15 protein-coding genes are annotated in these 17791 nt (G+C 68.1%); 13 read left to right on the plus strand and 2 right to left on the minus strand.

Annotation, left to right across the window (positions count from 1 at the left end; translation table 11 throughout):
• Positions 1–23 precede the first annotated feature (23 nt).
• The 7 genes from rpsK (at position 24) to ACLQ2Q_RS19995 (ending at position 8594) form a co-directional block, all read left to right on the plus strand.
• Positions 24–422: a 30S ribosomal protein S11 gene (gene rpsK, locus ACLQ2Q_RS19965; RefSeq protein ID WP_325484782.1), complete on the plus strand. Its 399-nt coding sequence runs from the start codon at positions 24–26 to the stop codon at positions 420–422.
• A 187-nt stretch (positions 423–609) separates the two neighbouring features.
• The gene (locus ACLQ2Q_RS19970; RefSeq protein WP_425823178.1) at positions 610–1599 is read left to right on the plus strand and encodes a DNA-directed RNA polymerase subunit alpha; all 990 of its coding nucleotides are present in this window, start codon (positions 610–612) and stop codon (positions 1597–1599) included.
• Positions 1600–1636: 37 nt separating this feature from the next.
• Complete coding sequence (rplQ, locus tag ACLQ2Q_RS19975; protein ID WP_425823180.1) at positions 1637–2194, plus strand: 50S ribosomal protein L17; 558 nt, start codon at positions 1637–1639, stop codon at positions 2192–2194.
• A gap of 498 nt (positions 2195–2692) precedes the next feature.
• A complete protein-coding gene (locus ACLQ2Q_RS19980; RefSeq protein WP_425823182.1) occupies positions 2693–3769 on the plus strand; it encodes a GNAT family N-acetyltransferase in 1077 nt (358 codons plus the stop codon).
• A 269-nt stretch (positions 3770–4038) separates the two neighbouring features.
• Positions 4039–6213 (plus strand): adenylate/guanylate cyclase domain-containing protein, encoded by a 2175-nt coding sequence (locus ACLQ2Q_RS19985; RefSeq protein WP_425823184.1) that lies wholly within the window; start codon positions 4039–4041, stop codon positions 6211–6213.
• Between the two features lie 30 nt (positions 6214–6243).
• A complete protein-coding gene (locus tag ACLQ2Q_RS19990; protein WP_425823186.1) occupies positions 6244–7689 on the plus strand; it encodes a mechanosensitive ion channel domain-containing protein in 1446 nt (481 codons plus the stop codon).
• Between the two features lie 59 nt (positions 7690–7748).
• Positions 7749–8594 carry a tRNA pseudouridine synthase A gene (locus ACLQ2Q_RS19995; protein ID WP_425823188.1) on the plus strand — a complete coding sequence of 282 codons (846 nt, stop codon included), beginning with the start codon at positions 7749–7751 and terminating at the stop codon, positions 8592–8594.
• An 8-nt stretch (positions 8595–8602) separates the two neighbouring features.
• On the opposite strand, the gene ACLQ2Q_RS20000 is transcribed toward ACLQ2Q_RS19995, so the two are convergent.
• A complete protein-coding gene (locus ACLQ2Q_RS20000; protein WP_425823190.1) occupies positions 8603–9292 on the minus strand; it encodes an endonuclease/exonuclease/phosphatase family protein in 690 nt (229 codons plus the stop codon).
• A gap of 183 nt (positions 9293–9475) precedes the next feature.
• On the opposite strand from ACLQ2Q_RS20000, the gene ACLQ2Q_RS20005 reads away from it, so the two are divergent.
• The 5 genes from ACLQ2Q_RS20005 to ACLQ2Q_RS20025 all read left to right on the plus strand — a co-directional run bounded on the left by ACLQ2Q_RS20005 (position 9476) and on the right by ACLQ2Q_RS20025 (position 14642).
• Positions 9476–9919, plus strand: coding sequence for a VanZ family protein (locus ACLQ2Q_RS20005; RefSeq protein ID WP_425823192.1), 444 nt, complete (start codon positions 9476–9478; stop codon positions 9917–9919).
• Positions 9920–9945: 26 nt separating this feature from the next.
• Positions 9946–10530, plus strand: a complete 585-nt coding sequence (locus ACLQ2Q_RS20010; RefSeq protein WP_425823194.1) for a hypothetical protein — start codon at positions 9946–9948, stop codon at positions 10528–10530.
• 364 nt (positions 10531–10894) lie between these two features.
• Positions 10895–12406: a lipopolysaccharide biosynthesis protein gene (locus tag ACLQ2Q_RS20015; protein WP_425823196.1), complete on the plus strand. Its 1512-nt coding sequence runs from the start codon at positions 10895–10897 to the stop codon at positions 12404–12406.
• 56 nt (positions 12407–12462) lie between these two features.
• Complete coding sequence (locus ACLQ2Q_RS20020; protein WP_425823198.1) at positions 12463–13641, plus strand: acyltransferase family protein; 1179 nt, start codon at positions 12463–12465, stop codon at positions 13639–13641.
• The gene (locus ACLQ2Q_RS20025) at positions 13638–14642 is read left to right on the plus strand and encodes an acyltransferase family protein (RefSeq protein ID WP_425823200.1); all 1005 of its coding nucleotides are present in this window, start codon (positions 13638–13640) and stop codon (positions 14640–14642) included. Before ACLQ2Q_RS20020 ends, ACLQ2Q_RS20025 begins: the two co-directional genes overlap by 4 nt.
• A gap of 81 nt (positions 14643–14723) precedes the next feature.
• Here the strand turns inward: ACLQ2Q_RS20025 and ACLQ2Q_RS20030 are convergent, their stop codons facing one another.
• Positions 14724–16031, minus strand: a complete 1308-nt coding sequence (locus tag ACLQ2Q_RS20030; protein ID WP_425823202.1) for a UDP-glucose dehydrogenase family protein — start codon at positions 16029–16031, stop codon at positions 14724–14726.
• Positions 16032–16316: 285 nt separating this feature from the next.
• Between ACLQ2Q_RS20030 and ACLQ2Q_RS20035 the strand changes: the two genes are divergently transcribed.
• Positions 16317–17753, plus strand: a complete 1437-nt coding sequence (locus ACLQ2Q_RS20035; RefSeq protein ID WP_425823204.1) for an O-antigen ligase family protein — start codon at positions 16317–16319, stop codon at positions 17751–17753.
• The last annotated feature ends 38 nt before the right edge of the window (positions 17754–17791 follow it).

The raw sequence follows: 17791 nt of genomic DNA on the forward strand, positions 1-17791 counted from the left end.
TACAGGATTCAGGAGAACCGCACATGGCTGCACCCAAGACCGCCGCGCGCAAGCCGCGTCGCAAGGAAAAGAAGAACATCGCGCTGGGCCAGGCCCACATCAAGTCGACGTTCAACAACACGATCGTCTCGATCACCGACCCGTCCGGCGCTGTGATCAGCTGGGCGTCCTCCGGTGGCGTCGGCTTCAAGGGCTCGCGCAAGTCGACGCCCTACGCCGCCGGCATGGCCGCGGAGTCGGCCGCCCGCCAGGCGCAGGAGCACGGCGTCAAGAAGGTCGACGTCTTCGTCAAGGGCCCGGGTTCGGGCCGCGAGACGGCGATCCGCTCGCTGCAGGCCGCCGGCCTCGAGGTGGGCTCGATCAACGATGTGACGCCGCAGGCGCACAACGGCTGCCGTCCCCCCAAGCGCCGCCGCGTTTGATCCCCGGTGCGAGGGCGTCCGCCGCAGGACGCCCTCGCCCGCAGGCCCGCGCGCTCGCGCGAGCCGGGTCGCGCAGCGACCACTACGACATCCGGATGACTCGGCACGAGACATCCGCCGACGAAAACTCAACACCTCACATCACGCAAGTGTCATATAGCGGGCACTTGATCGAAAGGAACACATAGTGCTGATCGCACAGCGTCCCACACTCACCGAGGAAAAGATCGCGGAGTTCCGCAGCCGGTTCGTCATCGAACCGCTGGAGCCCGGCTTCGGCTACACGATCGGGAACGCGCTTCGCCGCAGCCTCCTCTCCTCCATCCCCGGCGCCGCCGTGACGAGCATCCGTCTCGACGGCGTGCTGCACGAGTTCAGCACCATCCCGGGCGTGAAGGAGGATGTCACCGAGATCATCCTCAACATCAAGCAGCTCGTCGTCTCGAGCGAGCGCGACGAGCCCATCACCGCCTACCTGCGCAAGACGGGCGCCGGCGAGGTCACGGCTGCCGACATCTCCGCCCCCGCCGGTGTCGAGGTGCACAACCCCGACCTGGTCATCGCGACGCTGAACGACTCGGCGAAGTTCGAGCTCGAGCTGACGATCGAGCGCGGCCGCGGCTACGTCTCCGCCACGCAGAACCGCAACGAGTACGCCGAGGCCGGTCAGATCCCGATCGACTCGATCTACTCGCCGGTGCTCAAGGTCAGCTACCGCGTCGACGCCACGCGCGCCGGTGAGCGCACCGACTTCGACAAGCTCGTGCTGGACGTCGAGAGCAAGGCGTCGATCTCCCCGCGCGACGCCGTCGCCTCGGCCGGCCGCACGCTCACCGAGCTGTTCGGTCTCGCCCGCGAGCTGAACGTCGAGGCCGAGGGCATCGAGATCGGCCCCGCGCCGGTCGAGACCGTCCTCACCAACGAGCTGTCGATGCCGATCGAGGACCTCGATCTCTCGGTCCGCTCGTACAACTGCCTCAAGCGCGAGGGCATCAACACGGTCAGCGAGCTCGTCGCCCTCTCAGAGACGCAGCTCATGAACATCCGCAACTTCGGCCAGAAGTCGGTGGATGAGGTCCGCGACAAGCTCATCTCGCTCGGTCTTTCGCTCAAGGATTCGGTGCCCGGTTTCGACGGCGCCCACTTCTACGGCGGATACGACGACGAGACCGTCTGAGCCCCTCTTCCCACTTTGATCCTGGAGACACCCGAAAATGCCTAAGCCCACGAAGGGTCCCCGCCTCGGAGGCGGCCCCGCACACGAGCGCCTGCTGCTTGCGAACCTCGCCGCCGCCCTCTTCACGCACCGCTCGATCACGACGACCGAGACCAAGGCCAAGCGCCTGCGTCCCCTCGCCGAGCGCCTGATCACGTTCGGCAAGCGCGGCGACCTGCACGCCCGCCGCCGGGTGCTCGCCGTGATCGGCGACAAGGAGGTCGTGCACGTTCTCTTCACCGAGATCGCGCCGCTCGTCGCCGACCGCGAGGGTGGCTACACCCGCATCACGAAGATCGGCAACCGCAAGGGCGACAACGCCCCCATGGCGGTCATCGAGCTCGTGCTCGAGCCGGTCCAGCCCAAGGCGAAGTCGGCCAAGAAGACGGCTGCGGCCGCTGCCGCCGCGGCTCCGGCCGCTGTTCCGGCCGCTGACGCTGCTTCGGATGACGCCGCTTCGGAGGAGGTCGTCTCGGACGACGTTGCTACCGACGAGGCTGCTGCCGAGGCTCCCCAGGCCGAAGCGGCCGACGCCGCCGAGCCCAAGTCGGAGTAGTCCTCCTCGCATCTGCGCACCGCGAACCCGCGGCCACGCCTTCGGGCGGGCCGCGGGTTCCGTCGTTTCCGGGTGTCGGCGGGCGGTGGTGCCGGGCTCGGCGGTGCGTCGGCGGGCACCACCGAGCGTCGTCGTGCACAACGGCGGGGATCCTCGGCGACACGCCGGGTGATGGACGCCGCGGCCGGCGTGTCGCGGCCGAAATCCGCCGTTGTGCACGGGCGAGCGCGTGGGATCGCCGCTCCGTTCCACCCGCGGCCACGCCTGTGGACCGGACTCGGTGGGGTGTCGGCGGGCACCACCGAGCGTCGGCATGCACAACGGCGGGGATCCTCGGCGACACGCCGGATGATGGATGCCCCGGCCGGCGTGTCGCGGCCGAAATCCGCCGTTGTGCACGGGACCCGACCGGCTCGACGGATCCGAAGGCGCCCAGGGCCCGTCGAACCGCCGGAGGCGGGGGCCCTGCGAGAAGGGCGCCGCGGATAGGCTCGTCGCGTGACCGAGAGCGAGCTTCTGCCCCTGGATCAGCGCATCTCCGCCCCCGAGCGCCCGACCGAGCCCCGGCATCCGGATGTCGCCGAATGGCGCCCCGCGACGGAGGACGACATCGACGCGCTCATGGTGCTGATGCGCGCGCTCGACACCGCGGATCACCCGACGTGGACGACCGCCCGGGAAGAGGTGGCCGACCAGTTCGACACGCCTTTCATCGATCCCGCCGTCGACTCGCTCATCGGGCTCGACGGGGACGGGCGCATCGTCGCGCTCGCCTGGGCGGAGCTGGCCCCCGGACGCGAGACCCGCGTACAGGCCTACGCGTTCGGCGGCGTGCACCCCGAACTGCGCGGGCGCGGAATCGGCCGACAGGTCATGGAATGGTCGGCGCAGCGCTGCCTGCAGCGCATGGCTGAGACCAGGAGCACCCTGCCCGCCTGGCTGATGACCTATGCCGAAGAGACCAACGTGGCCGCGATCCGGCTGGCGGAGCGCCGGGGAATGCGGGTGGAGCGGTACTTCACCTCGATGGAGCGCGTCCTCGCCGACCCGATCCCCGACATCCCGATTCCCGACGACGTGCGCGTGATCGGGTACACCCCGGCCCTCGGCGAGGCTGCCCGCTCCGCCCGCAACGACGCCTTCCGTGACCACTGGGGGAGCCAGCCCAGTGCTCCGGAGCGCTGGCAGCAGTTCGTGGGCGGTGAGCTGTTCCGCGACGACCTCTCGTTCGTGATCATCGAGAGGGCGGATGCCGGCGGCACCGGTGTCACGGACGTGCTCGGCGTCCCGGTGCGGATCGTCGCCTTCGCTCTCGGCTCGGTGAACGAAGAGGACTGGGAGGTGCAGGGCTTCTCCAGCGTCTACATCGACCTGATCGGCGTCGCTCGCCATCGTCGCCGCCAGCGACTCGCGCCGGCCGCGATCGCCGCTCTCCTGCGCGCGGCGCGCGACGCGGGGCTGGATCGGGCGATCCTGGATGTCGACACGGCGAGCCCGACCGGTGCGCACACGCTGTACGAGGGGATGGGATTCCGACCGACGGAGCGCACGGTCGCCCTCGTCGAGGAGTTCTGACCGCGAACCTGCGCCATCCATGCCTCTGCGGGTATGAAGCCGGCGTCGCTCGCCCCTGAACACCTCTCGACGGGCGATCCCGTGCGCATCCCGGTCTCAGACGACCGCCTCGACCACCTCAAACACCGGCGCTCCTCGTATGTCACGAAGCGCACGCGCCTCTATGCGCACGGAATCCCGGACCGCTATCCTGAGCGCATTCCGGCATGAGCCGGCGGCGAATGACCTCGGCTGCGGGGCCGGTCATCGAAGCGTGGGATCGGGAGCGCATGTCCGGAACGGACACGGCGGCGGCACCCGCCGAATGGGTGGGCGTTCCGCGCGCGCGGCGGCGTCCCGGACTCTCGATCTACTCCATCCTGCTCATGATGCTGCTCTTCGTGAGCGTGCTCTCCAGCATCGTCGTGGGCGTCATCGGCTACATCAACGGCACCGAGGCGCTGCGCGCCATCGCCTACGAGCGCCTCGTCGAGATCCGCGAGAACCGCGCGCGGGAGGTGGATGAGCTGTTCACGTCGATCGAGAACTCCGTCCGTCTCGGTTCGCTGAATGCGACCAGCATCCAGGCCGCTCGTGCGTTCTCGGACGGCTTCCGCGAGCTGCAGAGCGCCGAGCCGGATGCCGCGGCATCCGCAGAGCTGACCGAGTACTACCGCGACGTGTTCGCTCCGCAGCTCGCCGAGGTCAGCGGCGAGGAGGTGGACGGCGACGCGTTCGTTCCCCAGTCGCCGGCTCAGGCGTACCTGCAGGAGCGGTACGTCATCCCCTACGACACGTGGGAGGAGGCGATCCAGGTCGATGATGCCGGCGACGGCAGCGCGTGGTCGGCGGCTCACGCGCAGTATCACGAGTACTACCGCGCCATGACCGAGCTGCAGCGCTTCGAGGACGTTCTGATGCTCGACACCGAGGGCAACGTCATCTACACCGCCTTCAAGGGCGTCGACCTCGGCACCAACCTCTTCGACGGCCCTTACCGGCTCACGAACCTCGCCGATGCGTATCGCGAGGTGATGAGCGCGAACCTGGTCGGCAACGTCGTCTTCGAGGACTTCGATCCGTACAATCCCAGCCTCGGGGCGCCATCCGGCTGGGCCGTCACGCCCATCGCCGAGAACGGCACGATCATCGGGGCGCTGGCCATCGAGCTGCCGATCGACCGCATCAACGAGGTGATGACGGTGGGTGAGGAGTGGCAGGACAACGGGCTCGGAACCACCGGCGAGACCTATCTCGTCGGCGAGGACACCCTGATGCGCAGCGTGTCGCGGTCGCTCCTCGAAGACCCGGAGGCGTACGAGCGGGCGGCCGTCGCCGCGGGGCTCTCCCCGGATGCCGCCGCCCTGGGCGTCGCCGACGGCAACACCCTGCTGCGCCAGACCGTCTCGACGGAGGCCGTGACGAAGGCGCTCGCCGGCGAGCGGGGCACGACGGTGACCCCCGACTACCTGGGGCGCGACAGCCTGACCGCATACGCGCCGCTCGCCATCGACGGCTTGCCCTGGGCCATCGTCGCCCAGCAGGCCACAGCCGAGGCGCTCGTGCCGGTGGAGGACTTCACGCGCAACCTCATCCTCTCCACCGCCGGGATGATCGTGTTCGTCTGCCTGCTCTCGCTCGTGCTGGCGCAGGTCTTCGTTCGACCCCTTCGCCGCCTGAAGCTCGCCGCCCACATGATCGCGGGCGGGCAGGAGGGCGTGCAGGTGGATGCCGGATCCAGCGACGAGCTCGCCGATGTGGCGACGGCGTTCAACGACATGAGCCGCAGCCTGCAGGTCAAATCGAGCCTCATCGAGCAGCAGGAGAAGGCGAACGAGCGACTGATCCTGTCGTTCATGCCGGAGGGGATGGCGAGCAGGTACAAGGGAGGCGACGACGCGATCACCCAGGACAGCGACGACGTCACGGTGATCTTCGCCGACATCATGGGATTCGAAGAGCTCGCACTCTCCATGACGAGCGAGGAGTCCATCGCCCGGCTGAACGACCTCATCCGCACCTTCGACGAGGCGGCGGAGCGGCACGGCGTCGAGCGGGTGCGCACGACGCGGCAGAGCTACCTGGCAAGCTGCGGCCTCGGCACTCCGCGCGTCGACCACGCCCGCCGCGCCGTGGAGTTCGCGCTCGAGCTCAGCGAGATCCTCGAGCGCTATTCCAACCAGCAGGGAGTCGAGCTGGGACTTCGGGCCGGGCTCGATTCGGGGAAGGTGACGAGCGGGCTGATCGGGCGGGCGCGCGTGGTCTACGACATGTGGGGGGATGCCGTGAACCTGGCATTCCGGGTGCAGGGGGAGTCGGCTGAGCCCGGCATCTACGTCACGCAGCGGGTGGCCGACCGTATCCCCGACAGCCTCGTGCTGCAGCCGGCCGGCGACGTGGAGACCCAGACCGGCACCCAGCGCGTCTGGCGGGTCGAGTCCCCCGCGGTGATGGTCGAAGGCTGAGGATGGCCGCGCGGGAAAGGTCATCGAAGAATGGCTGACATCGTGTCGCAGGCGTGGTTCTGGCCGGCCGTCTTCGTGTCGGTGGGGTTGCCGCTCCTGCTGATCGGGCTCACCGAGATGTACAACGCGCTCGTGCGCGGCGGCAGCCGGGCCGCGCCGATCGTGCTGATGGTGCGCAACTACCTCGTTCCGGTCGCGGCGATCATGGTGCTGATCAGCCAGCCGGGGGCGTGGGACGAGGAGCAGTCCTGGTTCAAGGTCTTCGCGACGATCTTCGGGCTGCTCGTCATCCTCGTCGTGATCAACGCGGTCGATCACCTCGTCTTCCACCGGGCGGAGAAGGGCTCTTGGCGCGACCGCTTCCCGACGATCTTCAGCGACCTGATCCGGTTCGTCTTCATCATCGTCGGGATCGCGCTGCTGTTCTGGTGGGTGTGGGGCGCCGATGTGGCCGGCGTCTTCGCCGCGCTCGGAGTGACGTCCATCATCGTCGGCCTCGCGCTGCAGAACGCGGTGGGCTCCATCATCTCCGGCCTGCTGCTGATCTTCGAGTCGCCGTTCGAGATGGGCGACTGGATCGAGACGAACGAGGACACCGGTTACGCGTACGGCCAGATCGTCGAGGTGAACTGGCGCGCGGTGCACCTCGACACCGGCAACGGCATCCTCGTCATTCCGACGGCCCTGCTTGCCGATGGCTCCTTCACGAACCTGTCGCGCAGCCCCGAGCCGTATCTGGCCAAGCGAGAGGTGGAGTTCGGCACGGATGACCCCCCAGGGAGGGTCCGGGAGCTGCTGGTGCGGGTGGCCCGTGACATCCCGGTCTCCTCGCCCGATCGGGAGCCGACGGCCGCGACGCTCGAAGGCTCGAAGTACTCGGTCGGCATCCCGCTGCAGAACCCCGGCGACCGTTCCGGTGCGCTGGATGCCTTCTCGACGCGGCTCTGGTACGCGGCCCGCAGGGCCGGGCTGCACCTCGACGGAGACGACACCGACGAGTGGCGCACGGCTGATCGGCTTCAGAAGGCGCTGCACCAGATCGCGCCGATCCTCGGGCTTCGAGGCGGCGAGGCCGATGCGCTCGCGAGCTCGGCCCGCCTCGAACGCTACTGCCAGGGCGAGGTGATCCTGCGACCGGGCACGGTGCCGGATGCGACCCGGTTCATCCTCGACGGCCGGGTGGTCCTCGGCATCCCGACCGAGGACCAGGGCTTCGTGCAGGTGACCACGCTCGGCCGCGACGATGCCATCGGCATCACCGCGCTGACCCGCACGACGACGATCTCTCGCGCGGTGGCTCTGAGCGAGGTGGATGTCGTGTCCCTGCCGGTCGCCATGCTCGATGAGATCGTGCGCGGGCATCCGCTTCTCGCGCGCGAGATCGTGCGTGAGAGCGAGAATCGGGTGCGGCTGGCTCGCGCGGCGCTCGCCGCGGTGGGAGAGGTGCTGCCATACGGGCGCAGCATGCTGGGGTGAGCCACCGAGCCGACCGGCGCAGCCCGCGACGCCCGCCAGGGGCTCGGTAGGCTGGCCCCGTGCGGATCCGGCTCGACATCGCGTATGACGGCACGCACTTCCGCGGCTGGGCCAGGCAGCCCGGGCTCCGCACGGTGCAGGGCACCCTCGAGGACGGCCTGGAGCGCATCCTCGGCTCCCCGGCGGCACTCACCGTCGCCGGGCGGACGGATGCCGGCGTGCATGCGCGGGGACAGGTGGCGCACGCCGACCTCGACGACGCGCAGGTCGCGCGCCTCAGCGCGACCCGGCGCGGCGACGCGGCATCCGACCCTCTGCAAGGCCTCGCGCGCCGCATGCGCGGCGTGCTCGGCGCGTACTCGGACGTCGCCGTCACGGCCAGCGGCCGGGCTGCCGCCGGTTTCGACGCGCGGTTCTCGGCCGTCTGGCGGCGCTACGAGTACCGCCTGGCCGACGGGGTGACCGGCTACGACCCGCTCGAGCGGCACCGCACGACGACGGTGCGTCCCGATCTCGATGTGGTGGCGATGGATGCCGCGGCCCGCTCCCTGATCGGGCTGCACGACTTCGCCGCCTACTGCAAGCCGCGGGAGGAGGCGACGACGATCCGCACGCTGCTGGAGTTCGACTGGCACCGCGATTCCGAGGGGGTGCTCGTCGCCAACGTGCGAGCCGATGCGTTCTGCCACAGCATGGTGCGAGCCCTCGTCGGGGCGTGCGTGGCGGTGGGAGAAGGACGGCTCGAGGTCCACGACGTCGCGGCCCTGCGTGACGCGGGCGAGCGGACCAGCGAATTCAAGGTGCTCGCGGCGCGGGGACTGACGCTGACGCAGGTGGGGTACCCGGATGTCGCCGAACTCGCCGCCCGCGCGGAACAGACCAGGGCGCGGAGGCTCGCCGACTGATCGCCGACTCAGGCGTGCGCGATGCGCGCGGGGCTGGGCTCGGCGTCGATCATGATCGGCAGGTGGTCGGACCGTCCCTGCGGCAGGGTCGTGACACGCGCGATGTCGAAGCCGACGGACGTCGCGAAGTCGTAGTGCCCGCGGAAGAACTTGTAGCGCGTGTACGTGCGCGCGTCGCTCAGGGTCAGCTCGTACCCCTGGTCGCGCACCTTCTGGCCGAGGTGCTCCTTGAACACCGGATAGTTGTAGTCGCCCACCATGAGGGCAGGCAGACCCGGACCCAGCTGTTCCAGTTCGCGCAGGGCCGCCCGGATCTGGTGCCGGCGCAGCGAGTTCAGCGCCGTCAGCGGCGCGGCGTGGAACGACGCGACGATGACGCTGCGGTTCTGATCGATGTCGTGCAGGCGGACGCCGAGCATGCGCTCGTGCGCGGGCTTCAGCACACGATCGTGGAGCGACTTCTTCAACGCGATCGCGCGGACCTCGCTCGCCCGATAGGTGTTCTCACGGTAGTAAAGTGCCAGCCCGAGCCGATTGCCCTGCGTCGAGTGGGCGAGCCGAAGCCCTGCGATGCCCTCGGGGAGCTCATTGGTGTCGCACTCCTGCAGGCACAGGATATCGGGCGCATGGCGCTCCGCCAGCCCGGCGAGTTCGTTGGCCGCGCGGTGCTTGCGCAAGTTGTACGAGATGACCTTCATTGCGAAACCAGCCTAGGGCGCGCGGGAGGCGCAGAGGAGCGCGCGAACTCATGCGAAGCGGATCCCCAGAGGACCCGAAGACGGCGGGCGTCTCCGGCGCTCAGGAAAACACCGACCCGCGGCGGTAGGATCCTGAGGACGAGCGGCGACGACGCGGCATCCCATCTGCCTTCGGAGGACCGCGTGACTCACCTGCACACCACTCGCGCGGGCCTGCAAACGCGTAGGGCCGTTTCCGCCGGCCTGCTCCTCGCCTATGGCGCGCTGCTCGCCGTCGTCGCGCTCTACCCGACCCCCGTCGACCGGCCCGTGTCGGGACTGCTGCAGGGGCTCGATGAGTGGATGCGGGGCAGCTACGACGTGCTGGAATTCACGTCGAACGTGGCGCTCTTCGTGCCGGTGGGCGTGCTCGTCGCCCTACAGCTTCCTCCCCGGCTGCGGTGGGCCGCCGTGCCGATCGGCGCAGCCGTGTCACTGGGCATCGAGCTGCTGCAGGCGGCACTTCTCCCCGAGCGCGTCGCGACGCCTTCGGATGTCTTCGCCAACACCATCGGGACCGCCGTCGGCGTGCTGCTCGTCGCCGTCGTGTCGCGGTCGAGGCAGAGGCGGCGTCGACCGAGCCGCTGAAGGGTGCCGCCCGCTACCCTTGCGGCATGGAGAACCCGACGGACTCCGCACGGTCGGTGTGGCACGACGGGACGGACGCGCTCGAGGTGATGCGCCGGCTCACCGGACGGCCGGTGTTGCAGGACCGGCAGTGGTCGGATGCCGTGCTCGCAGAGCTGTCCCGGCAACTCGATGACCCCCGGATCGTTCGGCGGGATCCGCAAGAGCGCCCCCTGCCCGGCGCCCCGGGCGTGCTCATCCCCGGCGCGCGCTGGCATGTCAACCTCTCGGCGATTCGCGGCCGTTGGCCCGAGCTCGCGCTGGCGGTGCTCGCCACTGTGACGACGCGCGATCCGCTGGTCGCGGCGGGCGCACTGGTTTCGCTGCGCCATACGCTCACGCAGCTCTCCGACGATGAAGCCGAGGTGGCCGCGACCCTGGTCCGTCTGGCCGAGGAGCGAGGAGGGTCGATCCCGCGTGCCGACCTCGAGGCGGCCTTTGCGTACGACCCCGCCCGCGACGGCGAGATGCCTCCGGGCATCCACCCGATAGACGCCCCGGCCGTCATCGGCGTGCTGCTGCAACGAGGTGTGCTCGCCGAGAAGGCCGGGAGTCTGTCGGTGCAGCTCTGAATCTCGCGGCACTCGCCCCAGGCCCCGGACTCGAGCGGGGCAGCCTTTACCTCTGTGAAACAGGCCATTCATTTGCGCTTGGTAGAGTTTCGGCATGCGGTCCACTCTTCTTGCCATCCTTCGCGCCCCGGCCGGCGCATCGAGGAGCCGTGACAGGTGACCGCTCAACTCCGATACTGCCCAGGAGTCCTGGACCACGCGCCCTTCTCGCCTGGCGCAGTCCTGGCCGGAACATAGCCTCTGCCGGCGTCTTGCGACGCCCGCCCGAACCATGTCCCAACGGCGGGACCGTCACGCCGAAAGGATAGACATCCGTGACTGAACTGAGAGGTCTCAGCTCAAGCGCTTCCGATAGGAGCCTGCCATGACGGCGGTGCAGAGCCTCGGTCGCACCGTAGGCCGGGGTGCCGTCGTCACATTCGGCGGCCAGATCGTGCGAATAGCGATCCAACTCGTCGGCATCGTGTTGCTGGCGCGGCTGCTCTCTCCTGCCGATTACGGCGTCACCGCGATGGTCCTCGCGATCGTCGGGGTCGGTGAGATCATGCGCGATTTCGGACTGTCGAGCGCGGCGATCCAGGCGAAGACGCTGACGGCGGGCCAGCGCGCGAACCTTTTCTGGATCAACTTCGGGATCGGAGCTGCGTTGACGGGCGCCGTCGCGGCACTCGCGCACCCGATCGCCGCATTCTACGGCGATGAGCGGCTCGTCCTCGTAACGCTCGCGCTCTCCACGACGTTCGTCCTCGGCGGATTCGTGACACAGTTCCGCGCCGACCTCACGCGAAACCTTCGGTTCGGACCTCTCGCGGCGATCGAGATTGCGGCCCAGGCAGCTGCGCTCGTCATTGCGCTCGCGCTCGCGGCCCTCGGCTGGGGGTACTGGGCGCTGGTGGCGCAGCAGGTGCTGCAGGTGTTCTTCCAGGCGGTGGCACTGCCGATCATGGGTGGCTGGTGGCCCGGCTTCCCTCGTCGCGGTGAGGAGATGAAGCCACTGCTGAAGTTCGGCGGCGGGCTCGTCGGCGCCCAGATCCTCACCTACGCGAGTCGTAACGTCGACTCGATCGTCATCGGCCGCGTCTTCGGCGCTCAGTCGCTCGGCTACTACAACAGAGCCTTCCAGCTGATGCTGCTTCCGCTCAACCAGATCAACGCTCCGTCGACGCGCGTTGCACTCCCGGCGCTCTCGCGGCTTCAGGATCAGCCCGCGAGGTACGCCGAGTTCATCAGCTTCGGCCAGATAGTCCTGCTGAACATCGTGAGCCTCGTACTCGGCTTCTCGGTCGCGCAGGCCACCGACATCATAGCCGTAGCTCTCGGTCCCCAGTGGGCGCCGACCGTTCCGCTGTTCCAGATCCTTGCCATCGCCGGCTTCTTCCAAGCGGCTGCGTTCGCGACGTACTGGGTCTTCCTCTCGCACGGCCTCACGGGGCGCTTTCTCCTTTACACCGTCTGGACCAGGCCGTTCGTCATCGGACTCGTGATCCTTGGCGTCTTGTGGGGCGTCGAGGGCGTTGCATTGGCATACCTGGTTACGACGGCCCTGCTCTGGCCGATCGGCATGCTCTGGCTGCGGGGTCGGTCGACCGCACCGCTCCTCCGCCTCTTCCTCAACGGACTTCGCACGCTTGCCGTCTACGGCGTCGCTGCGGTCGCCTCATACGCGTCGACGATGCTGCTGCCCGAGGCGTCGCCGTTCGTGCGCATCGGTGTCGGATTCGTGTCCTTGATCGCGGCGCTCGTGATCATGGCCGTCATCCTGCCCGCGTACCGACGCGACGTGCTGTCGATCATCGCCGGCCGGCGGTTCCTCGCCCGCGCGCGGCGGACCACCGACGATTCCGAGCCCGATCCTGCACGGGGGGATGCAGGATGACGCCCACGGGGGACGGTTGCGTCGCGTCGTGAACATGTTCGGACTGGGAGGCCGAGATGGGTAACACCGAAACCGTATGGGGCAGGATGCTCCGCACCGACGTCGGAAGGCGGGAGTGGGTGGACTTCGTCAAGGGGACGGCGATCATCCTCATCGTCGCCTATCACACGACACTGTTCCTGACGTCGATCGGGTTCGACGCGGCGGGGATCGGGCGGCTCAAGGTCGTGCTGGAGCTTTTCCCGATGCCGGCGTTCTTCCTGATCACGGGCGTGTTCCACAACCGCGTGGGGCAGTGGTCGTTCGCTGACGTCTGGAAGCGCCGCTTGCGTCAATACCTCTACCTGTACCTGCTGTGGTCCGTGATCAGATTCGTGCTGTACCGGCTGGCGCCGAATGTGCGCTCAGACGGTGCAGGATCGACGGCTTCCGATCCGCTCGCACTGCTCGGCATCCTGATCTGGCCGATCAGCTCCTATTGGTTCATCTACGCGCTCTTCATCTTCACGCTGGCACTCTGGCTCTTCCGCAAGGCCCCTCAGTGGGTGCTGATCTCCATCGCGCTCGTGCTGTCAGTGCTGTCGTCGTCGGGGATCCTCAACGCGCACAATGTCGGCATCAACCGCATGACGGAGTACCTCATCTTCTTCACGCTCGGTGCCTACTTCAGCCGCAAGATCTTCGACCTGTTCGACGGGATGCGGTTGTGGCGCGCGATCGCGCTGGTGATCGGCTTCGCCGGTTTCGCAGCGGTCGTGACGCTGTTCCCGGTCCTGCAGCGAATCCCGGGATCGGCCTTCGTGGGCCAGCTGCTTGCGATCGCGACGGGGTTCGCACTCGCGTACTACCTTGTGCATCTCGTCTTCCTCAAGTGGGTCGTCTATGTAGGGCTGCGGACGCTCAACATCTACCTCGTCCACCTCTTCGTCATCGCGCTCCTCGTCGCTCCGCTGGCGTTTGTCCCGGTGCTCGATGAGCTCCCGGGGCGAGGGCTCCTCCTCATCGGCGTGCTCACGACGCTCGTCATCCTGCTGTCGATCCTCATCACGCGGTATCTCACGCGGTTCTCCTGGCTCTTCGTCTATCCCTTCACGGGGCGAAAAAAGGGTCGCGCGCGCGCGGCGCACAATATGGAGGCGGATGCCACGGCCGAGCGGGCGGCGCGAGCGCCCGAGGGCACGGGTCCAGAGCAAGACCCGCCACAGAGTCCGACAGGGAAGGTTGGAACGGCTTGAGGCTCGCGTGGGCGGACGTCGCGCGCGGCGGCGCGATGATCCTCGTCGTACTGGCACACGCCCTTCAGCTGATGAACGTCTATGGCTGGCACAACGGATGGCTCGACACGCTGAACCTGTACCTGACGGCGGTCAGGATGCCGCTGTTCTTCCTGGTTGCGGGCGTTTTCGCTGCCAACGCGATCCGCCGGACGTGGGGCGGCCTCTTCGCCACTCGTCTCGCGCTGCTGCTCTACATGTACTTCCTCTGGATGCTCATCCGCGCCGTGTGGTTCACGTTCGTGCCGTGGCCGCTCAGTGAGGTGCATCCGTGGATCGCCTTCGTGATATCGCCGATCTGGCCGACCAACGGCCTCTGGTTCCTCTATGCGCTCATCGTTTACCTTGTTGTCGGCAGGCTGACGCAGCAGCTCCCCGCGTGGATCCCGCTCCTTGCATCCGGTGCTCTGGGCGTGGCGGCAGCGATGGGTGTCCTGCCGACGGCGGACAACATCGTGTGGCGCTCGGTTGCGATGTACATGTTCTTCTTCCTGCTCGGCGCGCGGCTTCCGGAGGTGTGGCGATCCGTCGCGGCGCGCGCCAATCCGGTGCTGCTTGTCGCCGCTATCATCGCCGTGCCCGCCGCCATGGCGGCCTTCTCCTTCATTCCCGGCCCCGCGAGGGGGGTGGGGCGCATGGCTCTATCGGTGGTCTGCGTGACAGCGTGTCTGGTCATCGCCGCGATGATCGCGAAAGTGGGGTGGCTGTCCGCTCCCTTCCGGTACATCGGCCAGCGAACGATCGCCGTCTACGTCGCGCACGCGATGCTGCTGGCAGCAGTCGTGCCGCTCATTCCGGTGGGCGTCGTGTCCCCGGTTCTCGCCGCCGCCGCGCTGACGGCGTTCGGAGTCGGTGTGCCGCTCGTCCTCTATCGGTTGCTCGCCCCCGTAGGCGGCATATTCAACCTGCCCAAGCCGATCGCCCGAGCTCTCGATCCGCAGGGGAAGCGGTTGCTCGAGTGATGTGAACGACAAGAAGCTGCACTCAAGGCCGAGGGGATCCCTCGGCCTTGAGTGCACGTCGTCCAAGCAGCGTGGCTCTGCCTACGGCCGCCCCATCCCGAAGTACGTCCATCCGGCCGCTCGCCACGCTGGAGCGTCCAAGCAGTTGCGGCCGTCGACGACGATGCGCCCCGCCGTGAGCGAGGAGGCGTGCGCTGGCGAGAGCTGGCGTCGGTATTCGTCCCACTCCGTGACCACGACGACCGCGTGGGCTCCCGTGAGCGCCTCGTCTCGTTCTGCATAAGTGAGCTGAGGGTGCCTGGACCTGGCGTTCTCAATGGCTTCGGGGTCGGTCACGACGACGTCCGCCCCGAGTCCGCGCAGCTTGACCGCGACATCGAGAGCGGGGGAGTCCCTGATATCGTCGCTGTGCGGCTTGAAGGCAGCACCCAGCACGGCGATCTTCTTCTCGTAGACGTCGCCGTCGAGGGCATCGACGACGAGCTGAACGGCGCGGTCCCGTCGGCGAAGGTTGATGGCGTCCACCTCGCGCAGGAACGCGACGGACTCGCCGCGCCCCAGTTCCTCGGCGCGCGCGGAGAATGCCCGGATGTCTTTCGGCAGGCAGCCGCCCCCGAATCCGATGCCGGCGCCGAGGAATCGGCGACCGATGCGGGCATCGTGCCCGATCGCGTCGGCGAGCTCGGTGACGTCCGCGCCGGTCACCTCGGCGATCTCAGCCATTGCGTTGATGAAAGAGATCTTGGTCGCGAGGAACGCATTGGCCGCAACCTTGACGAGCTCGGCGGTCGCATAGTCGGTGACGATGAAGGGCGTGTCGGTCGCTATCGCGGTGTGGTACACCTCGCGGAGGACGTCGGCGGCCCGTTCACCCTGGGCGCCCGACGGAACGCCCGCGACGAGCCGATCGGGCGAGATCGTGTCTTGCACGGCCCAGCCCTCGCGAAGGAACTCGGGGTTCCACACGAGCGTTGCCCCCGTCGCCGCGACCCGCTCGGCGAGGATGGCAGCAGTGCCGACCGGAACCGTCGACTTGCCCGCCACGATATCGCCGGGCTTGAGATGGGGGATGAGGGCGTCGACCGCGGCGTTCACGTAGGTCAGGTCGGCGGCGTAGCCATCCTTCTGCTGAGGCGTACCGACGCCGATGAAGTGGACGGTCGCTTCCGCAGCCGCGGACATGTCGGTCGTGAAGCGAAGCCGGCCGGACGCGACTCCCTCCGTGAGCAGTTCGGGCAGGCCCGGTTCGAAGAACGGTGCCTTCCCAGCGGCGAGTGCTTGGATCTTCGGCTCGTCGACGTCGATCCCGACGACGTCATGGCCGATGGAGGTCATGGCGGCCGCGTGTACGGCCCCGAGATAGCCGCAGCCGATGACAGACAGACGCATGGAACTCCTTGGTGAATCGTTGTACTACCGAGCGCCTTCGCCCGCCTGATGGTTCATTCCTACCGCCTGGCTGTTACGGCGAGGTTAACGCGGCAGGGTGCGTTAGGGTGGGAGGGGAGGCCTCTGGCGGCTTCGCCCTTTTTGCAGAGGTCGGGTCAAGCCCGCAGTGCAGAACATTAATCCCGCCGAAACAGACACTTCACGGCGACTCTCTACGATTCTGAACATGAACCCGCACGTTCCCGGAGGCACCATCAACGGCTTTATGCGCACGGGGACCAGTCTGTGACGCCTCCATACCTCGTCGCCGGGCGCACGGAGTGGAACCACCGGCTCCGGTCGGCCGCGGTGTTCGTCGTGGCCGTCGCATTCACGGGTATCACGACCGTCGGCCTGCTTGCTACGGTCGAGCAGCCGTCCTATGAGCTTGCGCTGGCGATCCCGTTGCTGACGGTTCTCGTCCTCGGCGTCTTCCTCATGCCGGTGCACATGATCCCGGCGGTGGTCGGTGCGGTGCTCTGCGTGGTGCCGACGAGATTCGTTCCCAACGACGGGCCGTTCAACGCCCTGCCTCCACTCGCTCTGGTGATGGGGATCTGGGTACTGCGCCGAATCGTACTCGCCCACGGCGCGGGGCGTGCATCCCGCCTTCCACCGTTGTCGCGGATCGGCCCCCGTCTGGCCGTGTATACCTTCGCTGTCCTGCTCGTCGCGTGGCTCGGGGTTTCCATCCTGCGGTCGGGCGTCAACGAGACGACGGTCGGATGGACGCTCGCATTCGTGGTCAGCGCACTGGTTCCTCTCCTCGTGTTCGATGCGCGCCAGGAGGTCGCGCTTCTGCGGACGGTCCTCCTGATCGGCGGTGCTCTCGCGGGCGCGAACATCATGGTCGAGCTGGTGCTCGGGATGTCGCCCGTCTACGGCTGGCTGGGCGGTTCGCGGGAATTCGGCTTCGCGGTCTACCGCGCGCAGGGGCCATTCAGCCACCCACTGTTCGCTGCCGCCTTTCTCACCGTCCCCGCCATGCTCGGGATCGGCACGTGGCTGACTACAGGGCGCCGGTGGATGCTCCTATGCGGCGGCCTGGCCGCCGGTGGGGTTCTGGCGACGGTATCGCGTGGCTCGATCGTCGCGCTGGGGGTGGCCGTCGGCGTTGCGGTGATTGCGGCGCCGTTCTTCCTGGGCTGGCGGAACGTCGGCCGGTGGTTTGTTTTCGTCGGCCTGGCCGGGCTCGGGGCCGTGGTGGCCCTCAATTTCGGCCCGCTTGTGGAACGTGCATCGTCGATCGAGTCGCAGCTGTCTGCCGGTGTTCGCGAGCGCGCGATCACCGTGGCGATCAGCGCGGCTGAGTACAGCGACTGGTTCGGCACCGGGCCCGGAACCTCGGGCCAGACGGGACGCCTGTTCGACACCATCGTCATCGAGAACTCGCTTCTCCAGCTGCTCATCAGCATCGGCCTGCCTGGGCTGGTGCTGTTCGTTCTGTTCCTCTCAAGCCTCATCTGGAGCGCGTGGGCGCGCGGAGACCTTGCGGTTGGGCTCGCGATAATCGCGTACACCGTCTCCATCAGCAGCTTCAATTCGCTGGACGCGGTGCGGGGCATGCACATCGTGATCGGACTCCTGGTGCTTCTCGCCGTGCACGACTCGACACCGCGACCGCGCGCCGACGAGTTCGAGCCGCTTTCCGCAGGCCGCGTGATGCAGCCGACCAGCGGGTGACTTCCCCCGATCAGCTCCCGCGCCGAACGGCGCCCACT

Origin of the sequence: Microbacterium sp. DT81.1, assembly GCF_049844955.1 — a bacterium.
Lineage (GTDB): Bacteria > Actinomycetota > Actinomycetes > Actinomycetales > Microbacteriaceae > Microbacterium.

Bases quoted from the DNA above. Each gene is read 5' to 3' on its own strand.
- ACLQ2Q_RS20000 (WP_425823190.1), bottom strand. From the start codon at position 9,292: ATGAAGGTCATCTCGTACAACTTGCGCAAGCACCGCGCGGCCAACGAA.
- ACLQ2Q_RS20010 (WP_425823194.1), top strand. From the start codon at position 9,946: ATGGAGAACCCGACGGACTCCGCACGGTCGGTGTGGCACGACGGGACG.
- ACLQ2Q_RS20015 (WP_425823196.1), top strand. From the start codon at position 10,895: ATGACGGCGGTGCAGAGCCTCGGTCGCACCGTAGGCCGGGGTGCCGTC.
- ACLQ2Q_RS19985 (WP_425823184.1), top strand. From the start codon at position 4,039: ATGTCCGGAACGGACACGGCGGCGGCACCCGCCGAATGGGTGGGCGTT.
- rplQ (WP_425823180.1), top strand. From the start codon at position 1,637: ATGCCTAAGCCCACGAAGGGTCCCCGCCTCGGAGGCGGCCCCGCACAC.
- ACLQ2Q_RS19990 (WP_425823186.1), top strand. From the start codon at position 6,244: ATGGCTGACATCGTGTCGCAGGCGTGGTTCTGGCCGGCCGTCTTCGTG.
- rpsK (WP_325484782.1), top strand. From the start codon at position 24: ATGGCTGCACCCAAGACCGCCGCGCGCAAGCCGCGTCGCAAGGAAAAG.
- ACLQ2Q_RS20030 (WP_425823202.1), bottom strand. From the start codon at position 16,031: ATGCGTCTGTCTGTCATCGGCTGCGGCTATCTCGGGGCCGTACACGCG.
- ACLQ2Q_RS20020 (WP_425823198.1), top strand. From the start codon at position 12,463: ATGGGTAACACCGAAACCGTATGGGGCAGGATGCTCCGCACCGACGTC.